This window comes from Pseudomonas sp. 86_A (assembly GCF_017491705.1).
In the GTDB taxonomy this organism is placed as follows: Bacteria; Pseudomonadota; Gammaproteobacteria; order Pseudomonadales; family Pseudomonadaceae; genus Aquipseudomonas; species Aquipseudomonas koreensis.
This window is the reverse complement of record NZ_JAFGYS010000001.1, coordinates 34,746-49,913: the sequence shown is the minus strand read 5'-3', so window position 1 is coordinate 49,913 and position 15,168 is coordinate 34,746. Positions and strand designations below refer to the sequence as shown.

Genomic DNA, 15,168 nt, shown 5'->3' with positions numbered 1-15,168 from the left:
CACTATGAAGGCGTACTGGATTGCCCACGTGGATGTCGCGGATGCCGAGCACTACAGCCAATACACCCAGCGCGCGCCGAAGGCGTTCGCCGAGTTCGGCGCAAAGTTTCTGGCCAGAGGCGGGCGCAGCGAGGCGCTGGAGGGCAGGGCTACACCTCAGCGTAGCGTGGTGATCGAGTTCGAGAGCTACGAGCAGGCGCTGGCGTGCTACCACTCGGCGGCGTATCAGGAGGCGAAACGGTATCGTGAGGAATGGGCGAGGGCGGAAATCATCATCGTCGAGGGCATCGCCCCGCTCTAAGGCTCACCGCAAAACACTTGTAGGAGTGAGCCTGCTCGCGATAGCGGTCTGCCAGTTGATAACGATGTTGACTGACACACTGCTATCGCGAGCAGGCTCACTCCTACAAAAAGCGAAACGTTGTCAGCGGATAAAGTGGATCTTCCCGCTGTCATCATTGCCCATGTAAATCCCATACACCCCGGCCTGACGCTCCTCGATATAACGCTCGAGGATCTGCCGGATCGCCGGGTAGTAGATCTGCTCCCACGGGATGTCTTCAGGGGCGAAGAACTTGTAGTCCAGGGTCTCGGGGCCATATTGCCCGGTGATCTCCAGCGCGATGGCGCGGAAGATGATGTACACCTCGCTGATCTGCGGCACGCTGAAAATCGAGTACGGCGAGACGATTTCCGCACGCACGCCGCTTTCTTCCCAGACTTCGCGCAGCGCCGCCTGCTCGGTGGTCTCGCCGCTTTCCATGAAGCCGGCCGGCAGCGTCCAGGTGCCCGGGCGCGGTGGGATCGCCCGTTGGCACAAGAGGTATTTGCCGTCCTGCTCGATGATGCAGCCGGCGATGATCTTCGGATTGACGTAGTGGATGTAGCCGCAGCTGCGGCACATCAGGCGCTCGTGCGTATCGCCCGGCGGCACCTGCTGACCGAGGTCAGGGCCGCCGCATTTCGGGCAAAAGCTCGGGCTGAACATGTCAGTGACCTATGCGCGGTTCTTTCAGCGCGATGGGCAGGGTGATGTTCGGCGTGGCGCCGGTCTCTTCCTGTTTGCGCTTGAGGTAATCGAGGGCCACGGCGGCTGCGGCGCGCACGTGGTCGACACAAGCCTGATGCGCCGCCAGCGGATCACCGCTCTTGATCGCCTCGACCATTTTTTCCATTTCGTGGTTACTCGCGCCGCGACGGTTTTCCTGGGACACCGAGGTCGCGCGCAGATAGCTGATGCGCGCCTGCAGCTGGCGCAGTTGCGTGGCCGCCACATGGTTGCCCGAGCCTTCAAGCAACACGTCGTAGAAGCCCTGCACCGAGTCGATCACCTGTTGCAGTTCGCCGTCCTTGAGGGCCTTGCGGTTCTCGTCGAGGGCTTTTTCCAGGGCCTTGATGTCCTTGGCCTTGGCGCGCAGGGTGAACAACTGGACGATCAGGCCTTCGAGCACGCAACGCAGCTCATAGATGTCGACCGCGTCGGCGAGGGTGATGATCGCCACGCGTGGGCCCTTGGCGTCGGCGAACTCGACCAGGCCTTCGGATTCGAGGTGACGCAAGGCTTCGCGCACCGACGTACGGCTGACACCCAGGCGATCGCACAGATCGCGCTCGACCAGACGATCCCCTGGCATGAGCTGGAAATTCATGATCGCGCTACGCAGTTTATCCAGCACGATTTCGCGCAGGGTAACGGGGTTGCGATTGACCTTGAAGCTGTCGTCGAGTGGCTGGCGTTTCATGGGGTCCGCTCTTTACTGTGGCTGTCCATGCCAGACGGGCATCAAAACAGCCGAGGGGTTAACTGGAGGCCTCGGCGTCGGCTTCGGCGAAGGCTTCACGGGCGAGCCGGAAACTGTCCACGGCTGCCGGGACGCCGCAATAAATACCGACCTGAAGCAGAATTTCGCGTATTTGCTCACGACTCAGGCCGTTACGCAAGGCGCCGCGCACATGCAGCTTGAGTTCATGCGGACGGTTGAGCGCCGAGATCATTGCCAGGTTGATCATGCTGCGCTCCTTGAGCGACAAACCCTCACGCCCCCAGACATGGCCCCAGCAGTATTCAGTGACCATTTCCTGCAGCGGACGGGTGAAGTCGTCGGCGTTCTCTATGGAACGTTGCACGTAGGCTTCGCCCAGCACCTGGGTGCGGATTTTCAGGCCTTTTTCGTACTTTTCGTTACTCATGAATCCTCCAGTCACCACCGATCTCTTGTGTAGGAGCTGCCGAAGGCTGCGATCTTTTGATCTTGCTCTTGAGAATCAAAGACAAAAGATCGCAGCCTGCGGCAGCTCCTACAGGGGATTGTGTGTATCCATCAGGTCAATGTCGGCAACGGCCCCAACTTGCCCTTGTGATAAATCATCGGCGTCACTGGCTGTTCGGGCAGGATCAGGTGCTTCACCGCGCCAACAATGATCGCGTGATCACCGCCGTCGTATTCCCGCCACAACTCGCACTCGATGATCGCCGTGGCCTTGGCGAGGATCGGGTTGCCGAGTTCGCTCAAATGCCACTCGATGTCTTTGGCCTTGTCCTTGCCTTTACCGGCGAAGGCGTAGGCCTCAGCCGTCTGGTCGGCGGACAGCAAGTGGATCGCGAACTTCTTGCTGTCGCGCAGCACCGGGTAGGTGTCGGAGGCGTAGTTGGGGCAGAACAGCACCAGTGCCGGGTCAATCGACAGCGCGCTGAAAGCGCTGGCGGTGATGCCGACGATGCCGCCGTCCGGGTCGAGGGTGGTGACCACCGTGACGCCAGACGGAAACGAGCTCATCACATCTTTGTAAATGCCGGGTTCGATCATGTCGCAGGACTCCTAGCGCATCACAAACGGATCAGGCATGGGGGCCTGAGAGAGATTGATCCACACCGTTTTCAGTTCGGTGTAGGCCAGCACCGAATCGATGCCGCTTTCGCGTCCATAGCCACTGTTCTTGAAGCCGCCGATCGGCGCCATCGCCGACACCGCGCGGTAGGTGTTGACCCAGATGATCCCCGAGCGCACATCGCGCGCCAGGCGATGGGCGCGGCCCAGATCGCGGGTCCAGATGCCGGCGGCGAGGCCGAACTGCGAGTCGTTGGCAATCGCCAGCGCCTCAGCTTCATCTTTGAAGCGAATCACCGAAGCCACCGGGCCGAAGACTTCTTCCTGCATGATCTTCATCGAGTTGCGGTCGCACTCGAATAGCGTCGGCTCGTAGAACCAGCCGTCGCCAAGATCTGCCGGGCGCTTGCCGCCGGTACGCAAACGCGCACCTTCTGCGATGGCATCAGCCACAAGACCTTCGACCACTGCCAGTTGCTGCGCGGTGGCCATCGGGCCCATTTCGCTGTGGTCTTCCTGCGGGTTGCCGATGCGGATGCGCTGGGCGCGCTCGACCAGTCGATTGACGAACTCGTCGTAGATTTCGTCCTGCACCAACAGGCGCGAACCCGACACGCAACTCTGACCGGAAGCCGCGTAGATCCCGGCAATCGCGCCGTTGATCGCGCTGTCCAGATCGGCGTCGGCGAAGATGATGTTCGGCGACTTGCCGCCCAATTCCAGCGACAGCTTGGCGAAGTTCTCGGCACTGCTGCGCACCACATGCCGGGCCGTGGCCGCGCCGCCGGTGAAGGCGATCTTGCGGATCAGCGGATGGCGGGTGAGGGCGGCGCCGGTGCTCGGGCCATAACCGGTGACGACGTTGACCACGCCCGGCGGAATCCCGGCTTCGAGGGCCAGACGTGCCAGCTCAAGAATGGTCGCCGAAGCGTGCTCGGACGGCTTGATCACAATGGTGTTGCCAGCGGCGAGGGCCGGCGCCAGTTTGATCGCGGTCAGATAAAGCGGGCTGTTCCAAGGAATGATCGCGGCGACCACACCCATCGCTTCGTGCACGGTGTAGGCAAACAGGTCGGGCTTGTCCAGCGGCAGGGTGCCGCCTTCGAGCTTGTCGGCCAGGCCTGCGGTGTAGTGGAAGAACTCCGGCAGATAACCGACCTGACCCCGGGTTTCACGGATCAGCTTGCCGTTATCGCGGCTTTCCAGCTGCGCCAGTTGTTCCTTGTTTTCCGCGATTAGGTCACCCAGACGGCGCAGCAGTTTGCCGCGTGCGGTGGCGGTCAGGCCGCGCCAGGCCGGGCTGTCGAAAGCGGTCTGCGCCGCTTGCACCGCGCGTTCGACGTCGGCTTCATCGGCGTCAGGCAGTTCGGCCCAGGCCTGCGCGCAAGCCGGGTTGAGGCTTTCGAAGGTCTTGCCGGAGAGGGCGTCGACCCATTCTCCGCCGATGCACATCTGGAAGCGTGCGAGTGTCATGCAACGATCCCCTTTATATGGTTTTGTCGGGAGTGTGCGTATTCGAGGAATTCCAGCAGCGTCTGGTTGACCAGACGCGGCGACTCTACCGGCATCATATGCCGTTGCTCGGGCAGCACCGCAACCTTCGCCCCCGGGATGCGCCGGGCCAGTTGCTCGGCCATTTCCGGGGTTGAACCGGGGTCGAGTTCGCCGGTAGCGATCAGCGTCGGCGCCTGAATGCTGCCGAGGTCGTCGGCGCGGTACATGTCCTGGGTGGCAAACAATTCGTAAGTGGTCAGGTAACCCTGCGGGTCATTGCCGGCCAGGGTCTGGCGAATCGCAGCGATCTGCGCCGGGTTGGCCGCCTGATATTCACGGCTGAACCAGCGTGACAGCGCCGCTTCGGCGTTGGCATCCGGGCCGTGTTCGGCCGCCTGCGTGGTGCGGGCGATGACGCCGGCACGCTGTTCTTCGCTGCGGTTGAATACGCTGTTGAGCACCACCAGACTTTGCAGGCGCTCGGGGTAGTGCAGGGCAAACGCCCGCGCCACCAGCCCGCCCATGGAGAAGCCGATCACCGCGGCCTGGGGCAGGTTCAGGTGGTCGAGCAGCTCCAGCAACTGATCGGCGTACCCGAGCAGCGCGGTGCCGCTGGCCGGTCGCGGGCTGGCGCCGTGGCCGAGCATGTCGTAGGCGATCACCCGATACTGGCCGGCGAGGCCAACGATCTGGCCACCCCACATTTCTTTGTTCAGGCCCACGCCGTGGATCAAGACCACGGGCTGGCCTTGGCCGGTCGCCAGGTAACTGGTGCCAGCCGGGGTGAGTTCAGCGGTGAGCCGAATCATGGAGCGCTCCTGCAATGCCTTTTTATTGTGATTACTGGGCTTTTTCGGCGGCCAGTTCTTCCAGATCGATGTAACGGTTGCCGATGCGCGGGTGCAGGCGACCACCGTCGGCGCAACCGAGCACCACGACGATTTCGTCGGCACGCGGCGCGTCTTCGATCTGCATTTCCAAGGTGATGTAGTGCGAACGCTGCCCTTCGTCGTCCTTGTGCATCATCGGAATCTGGATCGACGTGCCCGGACCACCGCGCTTGTTGGTGAAGCTCAGGTAGCTCTTGGCCTTGACCGCTTCGCGGTAGTGATTGCCGAAGCGCAGGGTGTGGATCACCGCCGAGGCGTGTTCGATCTCGCCGTCGGCACCGACCACTGCAGCCTTGCCGTAGGCCTCGATCTTCTCGGCGCCGCCGATGATGCCCACCAGACGCTCGACCATCATCGCGCCGAGGTCGGAGCAGTTGGCGCGGATCTGCGGTTTCAGATCCTCAACGAAGCCGTTGCCCACCCAAGGGTTCTTCATCACCACGGCCAGACCGACCATGGTCACTGGCTTGTCAGTGGCCTTGCCGCCTTCAATGAAGGTTTCTTCGACATAGCTGACGATCTTGCGAATTTCGAAACTCATGAGCTGCTCCGTAGGGGGATTGAGAGTGTCTGTGCGTCTGATGGTATACCATAATACCGATCGTGCAAGTCCCCCCGATAACTTTTGCCGCATCACTCCGGCGAATGGTCATGTATTCAAATCCGACAACCACCACCAACCCCTGTAGGAGTGAGCCTGCTCGCGATAGCGGTGTGTCAGTCGGGAATTTCTAACCTGATCCACCGCTATCGCGAGCAGGCTCACTCCTACAGGTGAAATCACCTGCCGATTTGGTTAACAAAAGATAACGTGGCGCCGATTGTCAGACGTTTCCAAAGCCCGATAGGATGAGCCAGCTTCCCAAGGCGCTCTGGACTGCGGGTTTCACGGCTATGCTTGTGACCCATCAGTCACCACGAGCACCCTTGCGGCGCCCTAAGGCCGAATGGCCTAACAATAATAAATAGGGGAAGGTCTATGAGTCGTTGCCGCCCGCCGGCGTTACGCAACACCGCGTTGCTGGCCACAGCACTCACTTTGCTGGGCTGTGTTGCCTTGTCGGCACCCGCGCTGGCCGCCGAAGCGCCAGCCGCCGGGGTGTATTCCACCGAATCGGCCAAAGCCGCAAAAAGCCTGATACTCGATGTCGTCCACGCCGGCACCCGGTTGGTGGCGGTCGGTGATCGCGGGCACATTCTCTATTCCGACGACCAGGGCAAGACCTGGACCCAGGCCAAGGTGCCGACCCGGCAACTGCTGACGGCGGTGTACTTTGTCGATGACAAGCACGGCTGGGCCGTGGGCCACGACGCACAGATCCTCGCCAGCGAAGACGGCGGCCTGACCTGGAGCAAACAATTCGAAGACCTCAAGCGCGAAGCGCCGCTGCTCGACGTCTGGTTCCAGGACGTCAATCACGGCATCGCCGTGGGTGCTTACGGGGCTCTGCTGGAAACCACCGATGGCGGCAAGAGCTGGCAGGACGTCAGCGACAGCCTCGACAACCAGGACCAGTTCCACCTCAACGCCATCGCGGCGGTCAAGGACGCCGGGCTGTTCATCGTCGGCGAACAGGGCAGCATGTTCCGCTCTCCCGACTGGGGCCTGACCTGGGAAAAACTCCAGGGCCCGTATCAAGGCTCGCTGTTCGGCGTGATCGGCACCGCCCAGGCGCAAACCCTGTTGGCCTACGGCCTGCGCGGCAACCTCTATCGCTCCACCGACTTCGGCAGCACCTGGCAACAGGTCGAACTCAAAGCGGCGCGCGGTGCGCTGGAGTTCGGTCTGTCCGGCGCCACGCTGCTCGCGGACGGCTCGATCGTGATCGTCGGCAACGGCGGCTCGGTGATCAGCAGCAGCGACAACGGCGAAACCTTCAGCGTCTTCAACCGCCCGGACCGCATTTCGCTGTCCTCGGTGACGGCGGCGGGCGACGGCAATCTGATTCTGACCGGGCAGGGTGGCGTTCACACCACGCAGCCCAACGGCGCCGAAATCAATAACAAGAAGGCGGGGCTATGACTTCCTTGATCACTCCTCAGCAGGAAAAAGCGACGCTTCTCGAACGTCTGATTTTCAACAACCGCCCGGCCGTGATCCTGATCTGCCTGGTGGTGAGTATTTTTCTGTTCTGGCAGGCGACGCTGATCCGGCCGTCCACCAGTTTCGAAAAAATGATCCCGCTCAAGCATCCGTTCATCGAGAAGATGATGGAGCACCGCAACGATCTGGCGAACCTGGGCAACACTGTACGGATTTCGGTGGAAGCCAAAGACGGCGACATCTTCTCCAAGGAATACATGGAGACCCTGCGCCAGATCAACGACGAGGTGTTCTACATCTCCGGCGTCGACCGCTCGGGCCTGAAATCGCTGTGGAGTCCAAGCGTGCGCTGGACCGAAGTGACCGAAGAAGGCTTTGCTGGCGGTGAAGTGATTCCGCAGAGCTACGACGGCTCGCCAGACAGCCTCGACATGCTGCGCAATAACGTCCTCAAGTCGGGGCAGGTCGGGCGGCTGGTGTCCAACGACTTCAAGTCGAGCATCGTCGACATTCCGCTGCTGGAGTCCTACCCGGACCCGCAGGACCAGGGCAAGCTGCTGGCGCTGGACTATCGCCAGTTCTCCCATGAACTGGAAGACAAGATCCGCAACAAGTTCGAAGCGCAGAACCCCAACGTCAAGATCCATATCGTCGGCTTCGCCAAGAAGGTCGGTGACCTGATCGACGGTCTGGTGATGGTGGTGATGTTCTTCGGCATCGCGTTCGTCATCACCCTGATCCTGTTGCTGTGGTTCACCAACTGCCTGCGCAGCACCATTGCGGTGTTGAGCACCACGCTGGTGGCAGTGGTCTGGCAACTGGGGCTGATGCACTTCTTCGGTTTCGGGCTGGATCCGTATTCGATGCTGGTGCCGTTCTTGATCTTCGCCATCGGCATTTCCCACGGCGTGCAGAAGATCAACGGCATCGCCCTGCAGTCGAGTGAGGCGGACAACGCCCTGACCGCCGCGCGGCGCACGTTCCGGCAACTGTTCCTGCCGGGGATGATCGCGATTCTCGCGGATGCGGTGGGTTTCATCACCCTGCTGATCATCGACATCGGAGTGATCCGCGAGCTGGCGATCGGCGCGTCCATCGGCGTGGCGGTGATCGTGTTCACCAACCTGATTCTGCTGCCGGTGGCGATTTCCTATGTCGGCATCAGCAAGCGTGCGATTGCCAAGAGCAAGAAGGACGCGAATCGCGAACACCCGTTCTGGCGCCTGCTGTCGAACTTCGCCAGCCCGAAAGTCGCGCCGATTTCCATTGCCCTGGCGCTGGTCGCTTTCGGCGGCGGCCTCTGGTACAGCCAGAACCTGAAGATCGGTGACCTCGACCAGGGCGCGCCAGAGCTGCGTCCGGACTCGCGCTACAACAAGGACAACAACTTCATCATCAACAACTATTCCACCAGTTCCGATGTGCTGGTGGTGATGGTCAAGACCGCCACCGAAGGCTGCTCGCGCTACGAAGCGATGGCGCCCATCGATGAGCTGATGTGGAAGATGCAGAACACCGAGGGCGTGCAGTCGGCGATCTCGCTGGTGACCGTGTCCAAGCAGATGATCAAGGGCATGAACGAGGGCAACCTGAAATGGGAAACCCTTTCGCGTAACCCGGACGTGCTGAACAACTCGATCGCCCGCGCCGACGGCCTGTACAACAACAGCTGCTCGCTGGCGCCGGTGTTGATCTTCCTTAATGACCACAAGGCCGAAACCCTCGACCGTGCCGTGCACGCGGTGCAGGAATTCGCCAAGGCCAACAACAAGGACGGTCTGGAATTCATCCTCGCTGCCGGCAACGCCGGGATTGAGGCGGCCACCAACGAGGTGATCAAACAGGCCGAACTGACCATTCTGATCCTGGTGTACATCTGCGTGGCGGTGATGTGCATGATCACCTTCCGCTCGTGGGCGGCGACCCTGTGCATCGTCCTGCCGCTGGTGCTGACTTCGGTGCTGGGCAACGCACTGATGGCGTTCATGGGCATCGGCGTCAAGGTCGCGACCCTGCCGGTGGTGGCGCTGGGCGTGGGGATTGGCGTGGACTACGGCATCTACATCTACAGCCGCCTGGAAAGTTTCCTGCGGGCCGGGCTGCCGTTGCAGGAAGCCTATTACCAGACCCTGAAATCCACCGGTAAAGCGGTGCTGTTCACCGGTCTGTGCCTGGCCATCGGCGTGTGCACCTGGATCTTCTCGGCGATCAAGTTCCAGGCCGACATGGGCCTGATGCTGACCTTCATGCTGCTGTGGAACATGTTCGGTGCGCTGTGGCTGCTGCCGGCCCTGGCGAAGTTCCTGATCAAACCGGAGAAAATGGCAGGGCAGAAGGGCAATTCGCTGTTCTCCCACTGATCCGGAGGCCTGAAACGACAAAGCCGCAACCTCAGGGTTGCGGCTTTTTTTATCCCGTGAAAATCACACCATTCATTGTAGGAGTGAGCCTGCTCGCGATAGCGGTGTGTCAGTCAATGATTCTCTACCTGATAGACCGCTATCGCGAGCAGGCTCACTCCTACAAGGGGAATTGTGGTGTGTCAGGAGCGTTCGGCACCAAGCACAGCACTCAACGCGCTGCGCGCATCATCCAGCTGCACCAACGTCGCATGCCGAGCGCCGAGCGCATCACGATTCTCGATTGCGGTGAGAATCGCCTTGTGCCGTGGCAGCGCCAGCTCATGCAGGTTCGGCCGCTGATTCGAATGCTTCAACGCCTCGGCAATCGCCACCGAGAGCATGTTGCAAAGGTTCGCCAGCAAATCATTGTGCGTCGCGTCGGCGATGCGGCTGTGGAAGTCCAGGTCCGGTTGCAGCAAGGCTTCCGGCGTCGGTGCCGCTTCCATGCGCTGGTAAGCTTCGCCAATGGCGGCGATGTCGGCCTCGGTCGCGTGCTGGGCGGCGAGGGCGGCAGCGGCCGGTTCGATGATGCTGCGCACGCTGGTCAGCACATTGAAAAATTCATTCTGCGGGCTGCTTTGCATCAGCCAGTGCAACACGTCCGGATCAAGCATGTGCCATTCACGGCGCGCCTTGACCACCGTGCCGACCCGCGGTCTGGAATACACCAGCCCCTTGGCCACCAGCACCCGCGTGGCTTCGCGCAACACCGGCCGGCTGACCGCGTATTCCTCGCACAACAGCGCTTCGGCGGGCAGCTTGTCGTCGGGCAAAAAGCGTCCGGAGACGATCTGCATGCCCAGTTCCTGGACAATGCGCGAGTGCATGCTTTTGCGGTCGGAAGGTTTGCGGTAATCCATGGGGAACGGCGCGATCCTGAGCGATGGAGATGCCGCGCATCATAGCAGGCACGGCACGCCTTCATCAGACCTGAAATCTGCGAATACCCTGTGGCGAGGGAGCTTGCTCCCGCTGGGCTGCGGAGCGGCCCCCAAACCGGTGAATGCGCTTGTCCAGTGATACCGCTCATGCTGATTTGCGACTGCTGCGCAGCCGAGCGGGAGCAAGCTCCCTCGCCACAGTGGTTGATTCAGGCCTGAAAGATGTTGGTGTTAATGGGAATGGCGCGGGACTTCCGCACCTCGGCAACCGACCAGGAAGTCAAAGTCACAACCCTGATCCGCTTGCAGCACATGGTCGATGTACAGCTGACGATAACCACCCACCAGCAACTGCTGCGGCGGTTGCAGATCGGCCATGCGCGCCGCCAGTTCCGCATCCGGAATATCCAGGTGCAAGCGCCCGCTGGCGCAGTCGAGTTCGATCCAGTCACCTTCCTGCACCACCGCCAACGGCCCGCCAGCCGCGGCTTCGGGGGCCACGTGCAAAACCACGGTGCCATACGCAGTGCCACTCATTCGCGCGTCAGAAATGCGCACCATGTCGGTCACACCCTGGGCCAACAGCTTGGCCGGCAGCCCCATGTTGCCCACCTCGGCCATGCCTGGATAACCCTTCGGCCCGCAGTTCTTCATCACCAGAATCGAATCTTTATCGACATCCAGCTCCGGATCGTTGATCCGCGCCTTGTACATGTCGAAGTTCTCGAACACCACCGCACGGCCACGATGCTGCATCAGTTCCGGGGTCGCGGCGGACGGCTTGAGCACCGCACCGAGTGGCGCCAGGTTGCCGCGCAATACGCAGATGCCACCGTCGGCGCGGATTGGGTTGTCGAGGGTGCGGATGACCTCATCTTCGCCATAAATCGGCGCGTCCTGGGTGTTCTCGCGCAGGGTTTTGCCGTTGACGGTCAGCGCATTCGGATTAGGGATCAGATTGGCCTCACCGAGGCGGCGCAGCACCGCCGGCAGACCGCCGGCGTAGTAAAACTCTTCCATCAGGAAACGCCCGGACGGTTGCAGGTCGACGATGGTCGGCATGCCGCGCCCGATGCGCGTCCAGTCGTCCAGATCCAGTTCGACGCCGATGCGTCCGGCGATGGCTTTCAGGTGAATCACCGCGTTGGTGGAACCACCAATGGCGGCGTTGACCCGAATGGCGTTTTCAAAGGCTTCCTTGGTCAGGATCTTCGACAGGCGCAAGTCTTCGCGCACCATCTCCACCGCGCGCATGCCGGACATGTGCGCCAACACATAACGCCGTGCATCCACCGCCGGAATCGCCGCGTTGTGCGGCAAAGAGGTGCCCAGCGCTTCGGCCATGCAGGCCATGGTCGACGCCGTGCCCATGGTGTTGCAGGTGCCCGCCGAACGCGACATGCCGCCTTCGGCCGCAAGGAAGTCGTCAATGGTGATGGTGCCGGCCTTGACCTGTTCGCTGAGCTGCCAGACTACGGTGCCGGAGCCGATGTCCTTGCCCTTGTGCTTGCCGTTGAGCATTGGCCCGCCGGTTACGACGATGGCCGGCACGTCGCAACTGGCCGCGCCCATCAGCAACGCCGGGGTGGTTTTGTCGCAACCAGTCAGCAGCACCACGCCGTCAATCGGGTTACCGCGAATCGCCTCTTCGACGTCCATGCTCGCCAGGTTGCGGGTGAGCATGGCGGTGGGGCGCAGGTTCGATTCGCCGTTGGAGAACACCGGGAATTCCACCGGGAACCCGCCAGCCTCGATCACCCCGCGTTTGACGTGCTCCGCGATTTGGCGGAAGTGCGCGTTGCACGGGGTCAGTTCCGACCAGGTGTTGCAGATGCCGATGATCGGCTTGCCGTGAAACTGGTGGTCGGCGATGCCCTGATTCTTCATCCAGCTGCGGTACATGAAGCCGTTCTTGTCGGCAGTGCCAAACCATTGGGCCGAGCGCAGGGTGGGTTTCTTCTCAGACATGATCGATTCTCTTATTGTAAGACTATTGTTTGCGAGTTACGGCTAAACATAAGCTCAAAATCGACGGTTTGGAAGTGTTGTTGGGTAATTAGTATTACTATATAGTCGTTTTCGACGGAGGGATTGGCCCTGGCGGTGTTCCGCGAGAGGCGTCCCCCGAGGTTCTATAAAAACAACAATCGGAGACCGACCCCATGAGCCAGGAATTGCGGCTAATCCGCCGCATCACGCTGAAACTGATTCCCTTCCTGATCCTGCTGTACCTGATCGCCTATGTGGATCGCTCCGCCGTCGGCTTCGCCAAACTGCACATGGGCGCCGACATCGGCATCGGTGATGCGGCTTATGGCCTGGGCGCCGGGCTGTTTTTCATTGGCTACTTCCTGCTGGAAATCCCCAGCAACCTGATGCTCGAACGCTTCGGTGCACGGCGCTGGTTCGCGCGGATCATGATCACCTGGGGCGCGATCACCATCGGCATGGCATTCGTCCAGGGCCCGCACAGTTTCTACGTCATGCGCTTTCTGCTCGGCGCGGCGGAGGCGGGGTTCTTTCCCGGCGTACTGTACTACATCACCCAATGGTTCCCGGTGCGCCATCGCGGCAAGATCCTCGGCCTGTTCATCCTCTCCCAACCGATCGCAATGATGATCACCGGCCCGGTGTCCGGCGGCCTGCTGGGCATGGACGGCATCCTCGGCCTGCACGGCTGGCAGTGGCTGTTCATCGTCATCGGCACCCCGGCGATCCTCCTGACCTGGCCGGTGCTGCGCTGGCTCCCGGACGGCCCGCTGCAGGTGCAATGGATGGATCAGGCGGAGAAAGACTGGCTGACCGGCGAACTGAAAAAAGACCTGCAGGCGTACGGTCAGACCCGACACGGCAACCCGCTGCATGCGCTCAAAGACAAACGCGTGTTGCTGCTGGCGCTGTTTTATCTGCCGGTGACCCTGAGCATCTATGGTCTCGGTTTGTGGCTGCCGACGCTGATCAAACAGTTCCGCGGCAGCGATCTGGTCACCGGTTTCGTCTCGTCGGTGCCGTACATCTTCGGGATCATCGGTTTGCTGATCGTGCCGCGCAGTTCCGACCGCCTGAACGATCGCTACGGCCATCTGGCGGTGCTGTATGTGCTGGGCGCGATCGGCCTGTTCCTGAGTGCCTGGCTGTCGCTGCCGGTGGCGCAACTGGCGGCGCTGTGCCTGGTGGCGTTTGCGCTGTTTTCCTGCACCGCAGTGTTCTGGACCTTACCGGGGCGGTTCTTCGCCGGTGCCAGTGCGGCGGCGGGGATTGCGCTGATCAACTCGGTGGGCAATCTGGGTGGCTACATCGGGCCGTTCGTGATTGGTGCGCTGAAGGAGTACACCGGGAATCTGGGGTCGGGGTTGTACTTCCTGTCCGGGGTGATGGTGTTTGGCCTGATTCTCACGGGAATCGTCTACCGCGTGCTGGAGCGCAAACACGTGCTTCCGGTTGAGCAATTTGCCGCCAGCGCCCGTGGCGCTACCCGGACCTGACTGACCAACACTGGCCCTTGTAGGAGTGAGCCTGCTCGCGATAGCGGTGTATCAGCTACCAACAATGTTGAATGTGCCGACGCTATCGCGAGCAGGCTCACTCCTACAGGGATCTGCGGTGTTCCGAATAACACAGGAGAAAATCATGCATCTGGTTCAATTCGAATTGATTAACGGCGAACGCCGCGTCGGCGTGGTCGACAACGGTCTGATCCGCGAAGTGCAGGACGCTCGCAGCGTGCGCGACCTGGCGCTGGCCGCCATCGAAGCCGGCGGCACGCTGGCGCAGCACGTACAAAGCCTCGGCTTCGGCATCAGCCATGACTACGCCGAGCTGCTGAGCACCCGGCGCATCCTGCCGCCACTGGACCATCCCGATCCTGCGCACCTGCTGGTCAGCGGCACCGGCCTCACGCACCTGGGCAGCGCCTCGGCCCGGGACAAGATGCACCAGCAGGCCGGTGACGAAGCGGCGATGACCGACACCATGCGCATTTTCAAATGGGGCGTGGAGGGTGGCAAACCGGCGGCGGGGCAGGCCGGTGTGCAACCCGAATGGTTCTACAAAGGCGACGGCAGCATCGTCGTGCGTCCGGGCGAAGCGTTCCCGCTGCCGCCGTTCGCCGAGGACGCTGGCGAGGAGCCGGAAATGGCCGGCCTCTACGTCATCGGCCATGACGGCAAACCGTATCGCCTTGGTTTCGCAGTGGGCAACGAGTTCTCCGATCACGTCATGGAGCGCAAGAATTACCTTTATCTGGCCCACTCGAAACTGCGCAGTTGCAGCTATGGCCCGGAGCTGCGCACCGGTGAATTGCCGCAACATCTGGCCGGCAGCAGCCGCATCCTGCGCGACGGCCAAGTGCTGTGGCAGAACGAATTCCTCAGCGGCGAGGCGAACATGTGCCACAGCCTCGCCAACCTCGAATATCACCACTTCAAATACCGCCAGTTCCTGCGCCCGGGCGATGTGCACATTCACTTCTTCGGCACCGCGACCCTGTCGTTCGCCGATGGCATTCGCACCCAGCCGGGCGACGTGTTCGAGATCAGCCAGGCCGAATTCGGCGCACCGCTGATCAACGGCATCGCCCCGGCAGCAGCGGCTTTTCAACCGGACAGCATCGGCACCCTTTAAGGAGCT

At 61.6% G+C, this 15,168-nt stretch carries 14 protein-coding genes; 5 read left to right on the top strand and 9 right to left on the bottom strand.

The genetic code is table 11. The features are described 5' to 3' along the window. Positions 1–4: 4 nt before the first annotated feature. A complete protein-coding gene (locus J5M57_RS00225) occupies positions 5–301 on the top strand; it encodes a DUF1330 domain-containing protein (RefSeq protein WP_207849740.1) in 297 nt (98 codons plus the stop codon). Positions 302–424: 123 nt separating this feature from the next. Here J5M57_RS00225 and J5M57_RS00220 read toward each other — a convergent pair whose 3' ends face one another. From J5M57_RS00220 to J5M57_RS00190, 7 genes are all read right to left on the bottom strand, one after another. Beyond that, positions 425–988 carry an NUDIX hydrolase gene (locus tag J5M57_RS00220; protein WP_207849739.1) on the bottom strand — a complete coding sequence of 188 codons (564 nt, stop codon included), beginning with the start codon at positions 986–988 and terminating at the stop codon, positions 425–427. 1 nt (position 989) lies between these two features. Further along, complete coding sequence (locus tag J5M57_RS00215; protein ID WP_007968636.1) at positions 990–1,742, bottom strand: GntR family transcriptional regulator; 753 nt, start codon at positions 1,740–1,742, stop codon at positions 990–992. Positions 1,743–1,800: 58 nt separating this feature from the next. Beyond that, the gene (locus J5M57_RS00210) at positions 1,801–2,190 is read right to left on the bottom strand and encodes a carboxymuconolactone decarboxylase family protein (RefSeq protein WP_007968634.1); all 390 of its coding nucleotides are present in this window, start codon (positions 2,188–2,190) and stop codon (positions 1,801–1,803) included. 131 nt (positions 2,191–2,321) lie between these two features. Beyond that, the gene (locus tag J5M57_RS00205; RefSeq protein WP_064587879.1) at positions 2,322–2,807 is read right to left on the bottom strand and encodes a flavin reductase family protein; all 486 of its coding nucleotides are present in this window, start codon (positions 2,805–2,807) and stop codon (positions 2,322–2,324) included. 12 nt (positions 2,808–2,819) lie between these two features. Next, positions 2,820–4,301, bottom strand: a complete 1,482-nt coding sequence (locus tag J5M57_RS00200) for an aldehyde dehydrogenase (protein WP_083368864.1) — start codon at positions 4,299–4,301, stop codon at positions 2,820–2,822. Beyond that, a complete protein-coding gene (locus J5M57_RS00195; RefSeq protein WP_207849738.1) occupies positions 4,298–5,131 on the bottom strand; it encodes an alpha/beta fold hydrolase in 834 nt (277 codons plus the stop codon). Before J5M57_RS00195 ends, J5M57_RS00200 begins: the two co-directional genes overlap by 4 nt. Before the next feature lie 31 nt (positions 5,132–5,162). Next, entirely contained in the window at positions 5,163–5,753 is a 591-nt protein-coding gene (locus J5M57_RS00190; protein WP_025111640.1) for an amino acid synthesis family protein, read from the bottom strand. A gap of 438 nt (positions 5,754–6,191) precedes the next feature. On the opposite strand from J5M57_RS00190, the gene J5M57_RS00185 reads away from it, so the two are divergent. Continuing rightward, positions 6,192–7,235, top strand: a complete 1,044-nt coding sequence (locus J5M57_RS00185; protein ID WP_207849737.1) for a YCF48-related protein — start codon at positions 6,192–6,194, stop codon at positions 7,233–7,235. Then, on the top strand, positions 7,232–9,616 hold the full coding sequence (locus J5M57_RS00180; protein WP_064587875.1) for an RND family transporter: 2,385 nt from the start codon (positions 7,232–7,234) through the stop codon (positions 9,614–9,616). Before J5M57_RS00185 ends, J5M57_RS00180 begins: the two co-directional genes overlap by 4 nt. Positions 9,617–9,798: 182 nt before the next feature. On the opposite strand, the gene J5M57_RS00175 is transcribed toward J5M57_RS00180, so the two are convergent. Both J5M57_RS00175 and J5M57_RS00170 read right to left on the bottom strand, forming a co-directional pair. After that, positions 9,799–10,518, bottom strand: coding sequence for a FadR/GntR family transcriptional regulator (locus J5M57_RS00175; protein ID WP_064587874.1), 720 nt, complete (start codon positions 10,516–10,518; stop codon positions 9,799–9,801). Between the two features lie 252 nt (positions 10,519–10,770). Beyond that, complete coding sequence (locus J5M57_RS00170) at positions 10,771–12,507, bottom strand: IlvD/Edd family dehydratase (protein ID WP_064587873.1); 1,737 nt, start codon at positions 12,505–12,507, stop codon at positions 10,771–10,773. Positions 12,508–12,701: 194 nt separating this feature from the next. On the opposite strand from J5M57_RS00170, the gene J5M57_RS00165 reads away from it, so the two are divergent. Then, a complete protein-coding gene (locus J5M57_RS00165) occupies positions 12,702–14,024 on the top strand; it encodes an MFS transporter (protein ID WP_207849736.1) in 1,323 nt (440 codons plus the stop codon). 145 nt (positions 14,025–14,169) lie between these two features. Further along, positions 14,170–15,162: an AraD1 family protein gene (gene araD1, locus J5M57_RS00160; protein ID WP_207849735.1), complete on the top strand. Its 993-nt coding sequence runs from the start codon at positions 14,170–14,172 to the stop codon at positions 15,160–15,162. Positions 15,163–15,168: the final 6 nt, after the last annotated feature.

Coding starts and splice junctions, on each gene's coding strand:
- J5M57_RS00225 (WP_207849740.1), top strand. CDS start 5: ATGAAGGCGTACTGGATTGCCCACGTGGATGTCGCGGATGCCGAGCAC.
- J5M57_RS00220 (WP_207849739.1), bottom strand. CDS start 988: ATGTTCAGCCCGAGCTTTTGCCCGAAATGCGGCGGCCCTGACCTCGGT.
- J5M57_RS00215 (WP_007968636.1), bottom strand. CDS start 1,742: ATGAAACGCCAGCCACTCGACGACAGCTTCAAGGTCAATCGCAACCCC.
- J5M57_RS00210 (WP_007968634.1), bottom strand. CDS start 2,190: ATGAGTAACGAAAAGTACGAAAAAGGCCTGAAAATCCGCACCCAGGTG.
- J5M57_RS00205 (WP_064587879.1), bottom strand. CDS start 2,807: ATGATCGAACCCGGCATTTACAAAGATGTGATGAGCTCGTTTCCGTCT.
- J5M57_RS00200 (WP_083368864.1), bottom strand. CDS start 4,301: ATGACACTCGCACGCTTCCAGATGTGCATCGGCGGAGAATGGGTCGAC.
- J5M57_RS00195 (WP_207849738.1), bottom strand. CDS start 5,131: ATGATTCGGCTCACCGCTGAACTCACCCCGGCTGGCACCAGTTACCTG.
- J5M57_RS00190 (WP_025111640.1), bottom strand. CDS start 5,753: ATGAGTTTCGAAATTCGCAAGATCGTCAGCTATGTCGAAGAAACCTTC.
- J5M57_RS00185 (WP_207849737.1), top strand. CDS start 6,192: ATGAGTCGTTGCCGCCCGCCGGCGTTACGCAACACCGCGTTGCTGGCC.
- J5M57_RS00180 (WP_064587875.1), top strand. CDS start 7,232: ATGACTTCCTTGATCACTCCTCAGCAGGAAAAAGCGACGCTTCTCGAA.
- J5M57_RS00175 (WP_064587874.1), bottom strand. CDS start 10,518: ATGGATTACCGCAAACCTTCCGACCGCAAAAGCATGCACTCGCGCATT.
- J5M57_RS00170 (WP_064587873.1), bottom strand. CDS start 12,507: ATGTCTGAGAAGAAACCCACCCTGCGCTCGGCCCAATGGTTTGGCACT.
- J5M57_RS00165 (WP_207849736.1), top strand. CDS start 12,702: ATGAGCCAGGAATTGCGGCTAATCCGCCGCATCACGCTGAAACTGATT.
- araD1 (WP_207849735.1), top strand. CDS start 14,170: ATGCATCTGGTTCAATTCGAATTGATTAACGGCGAACGCCGCGTCGGC.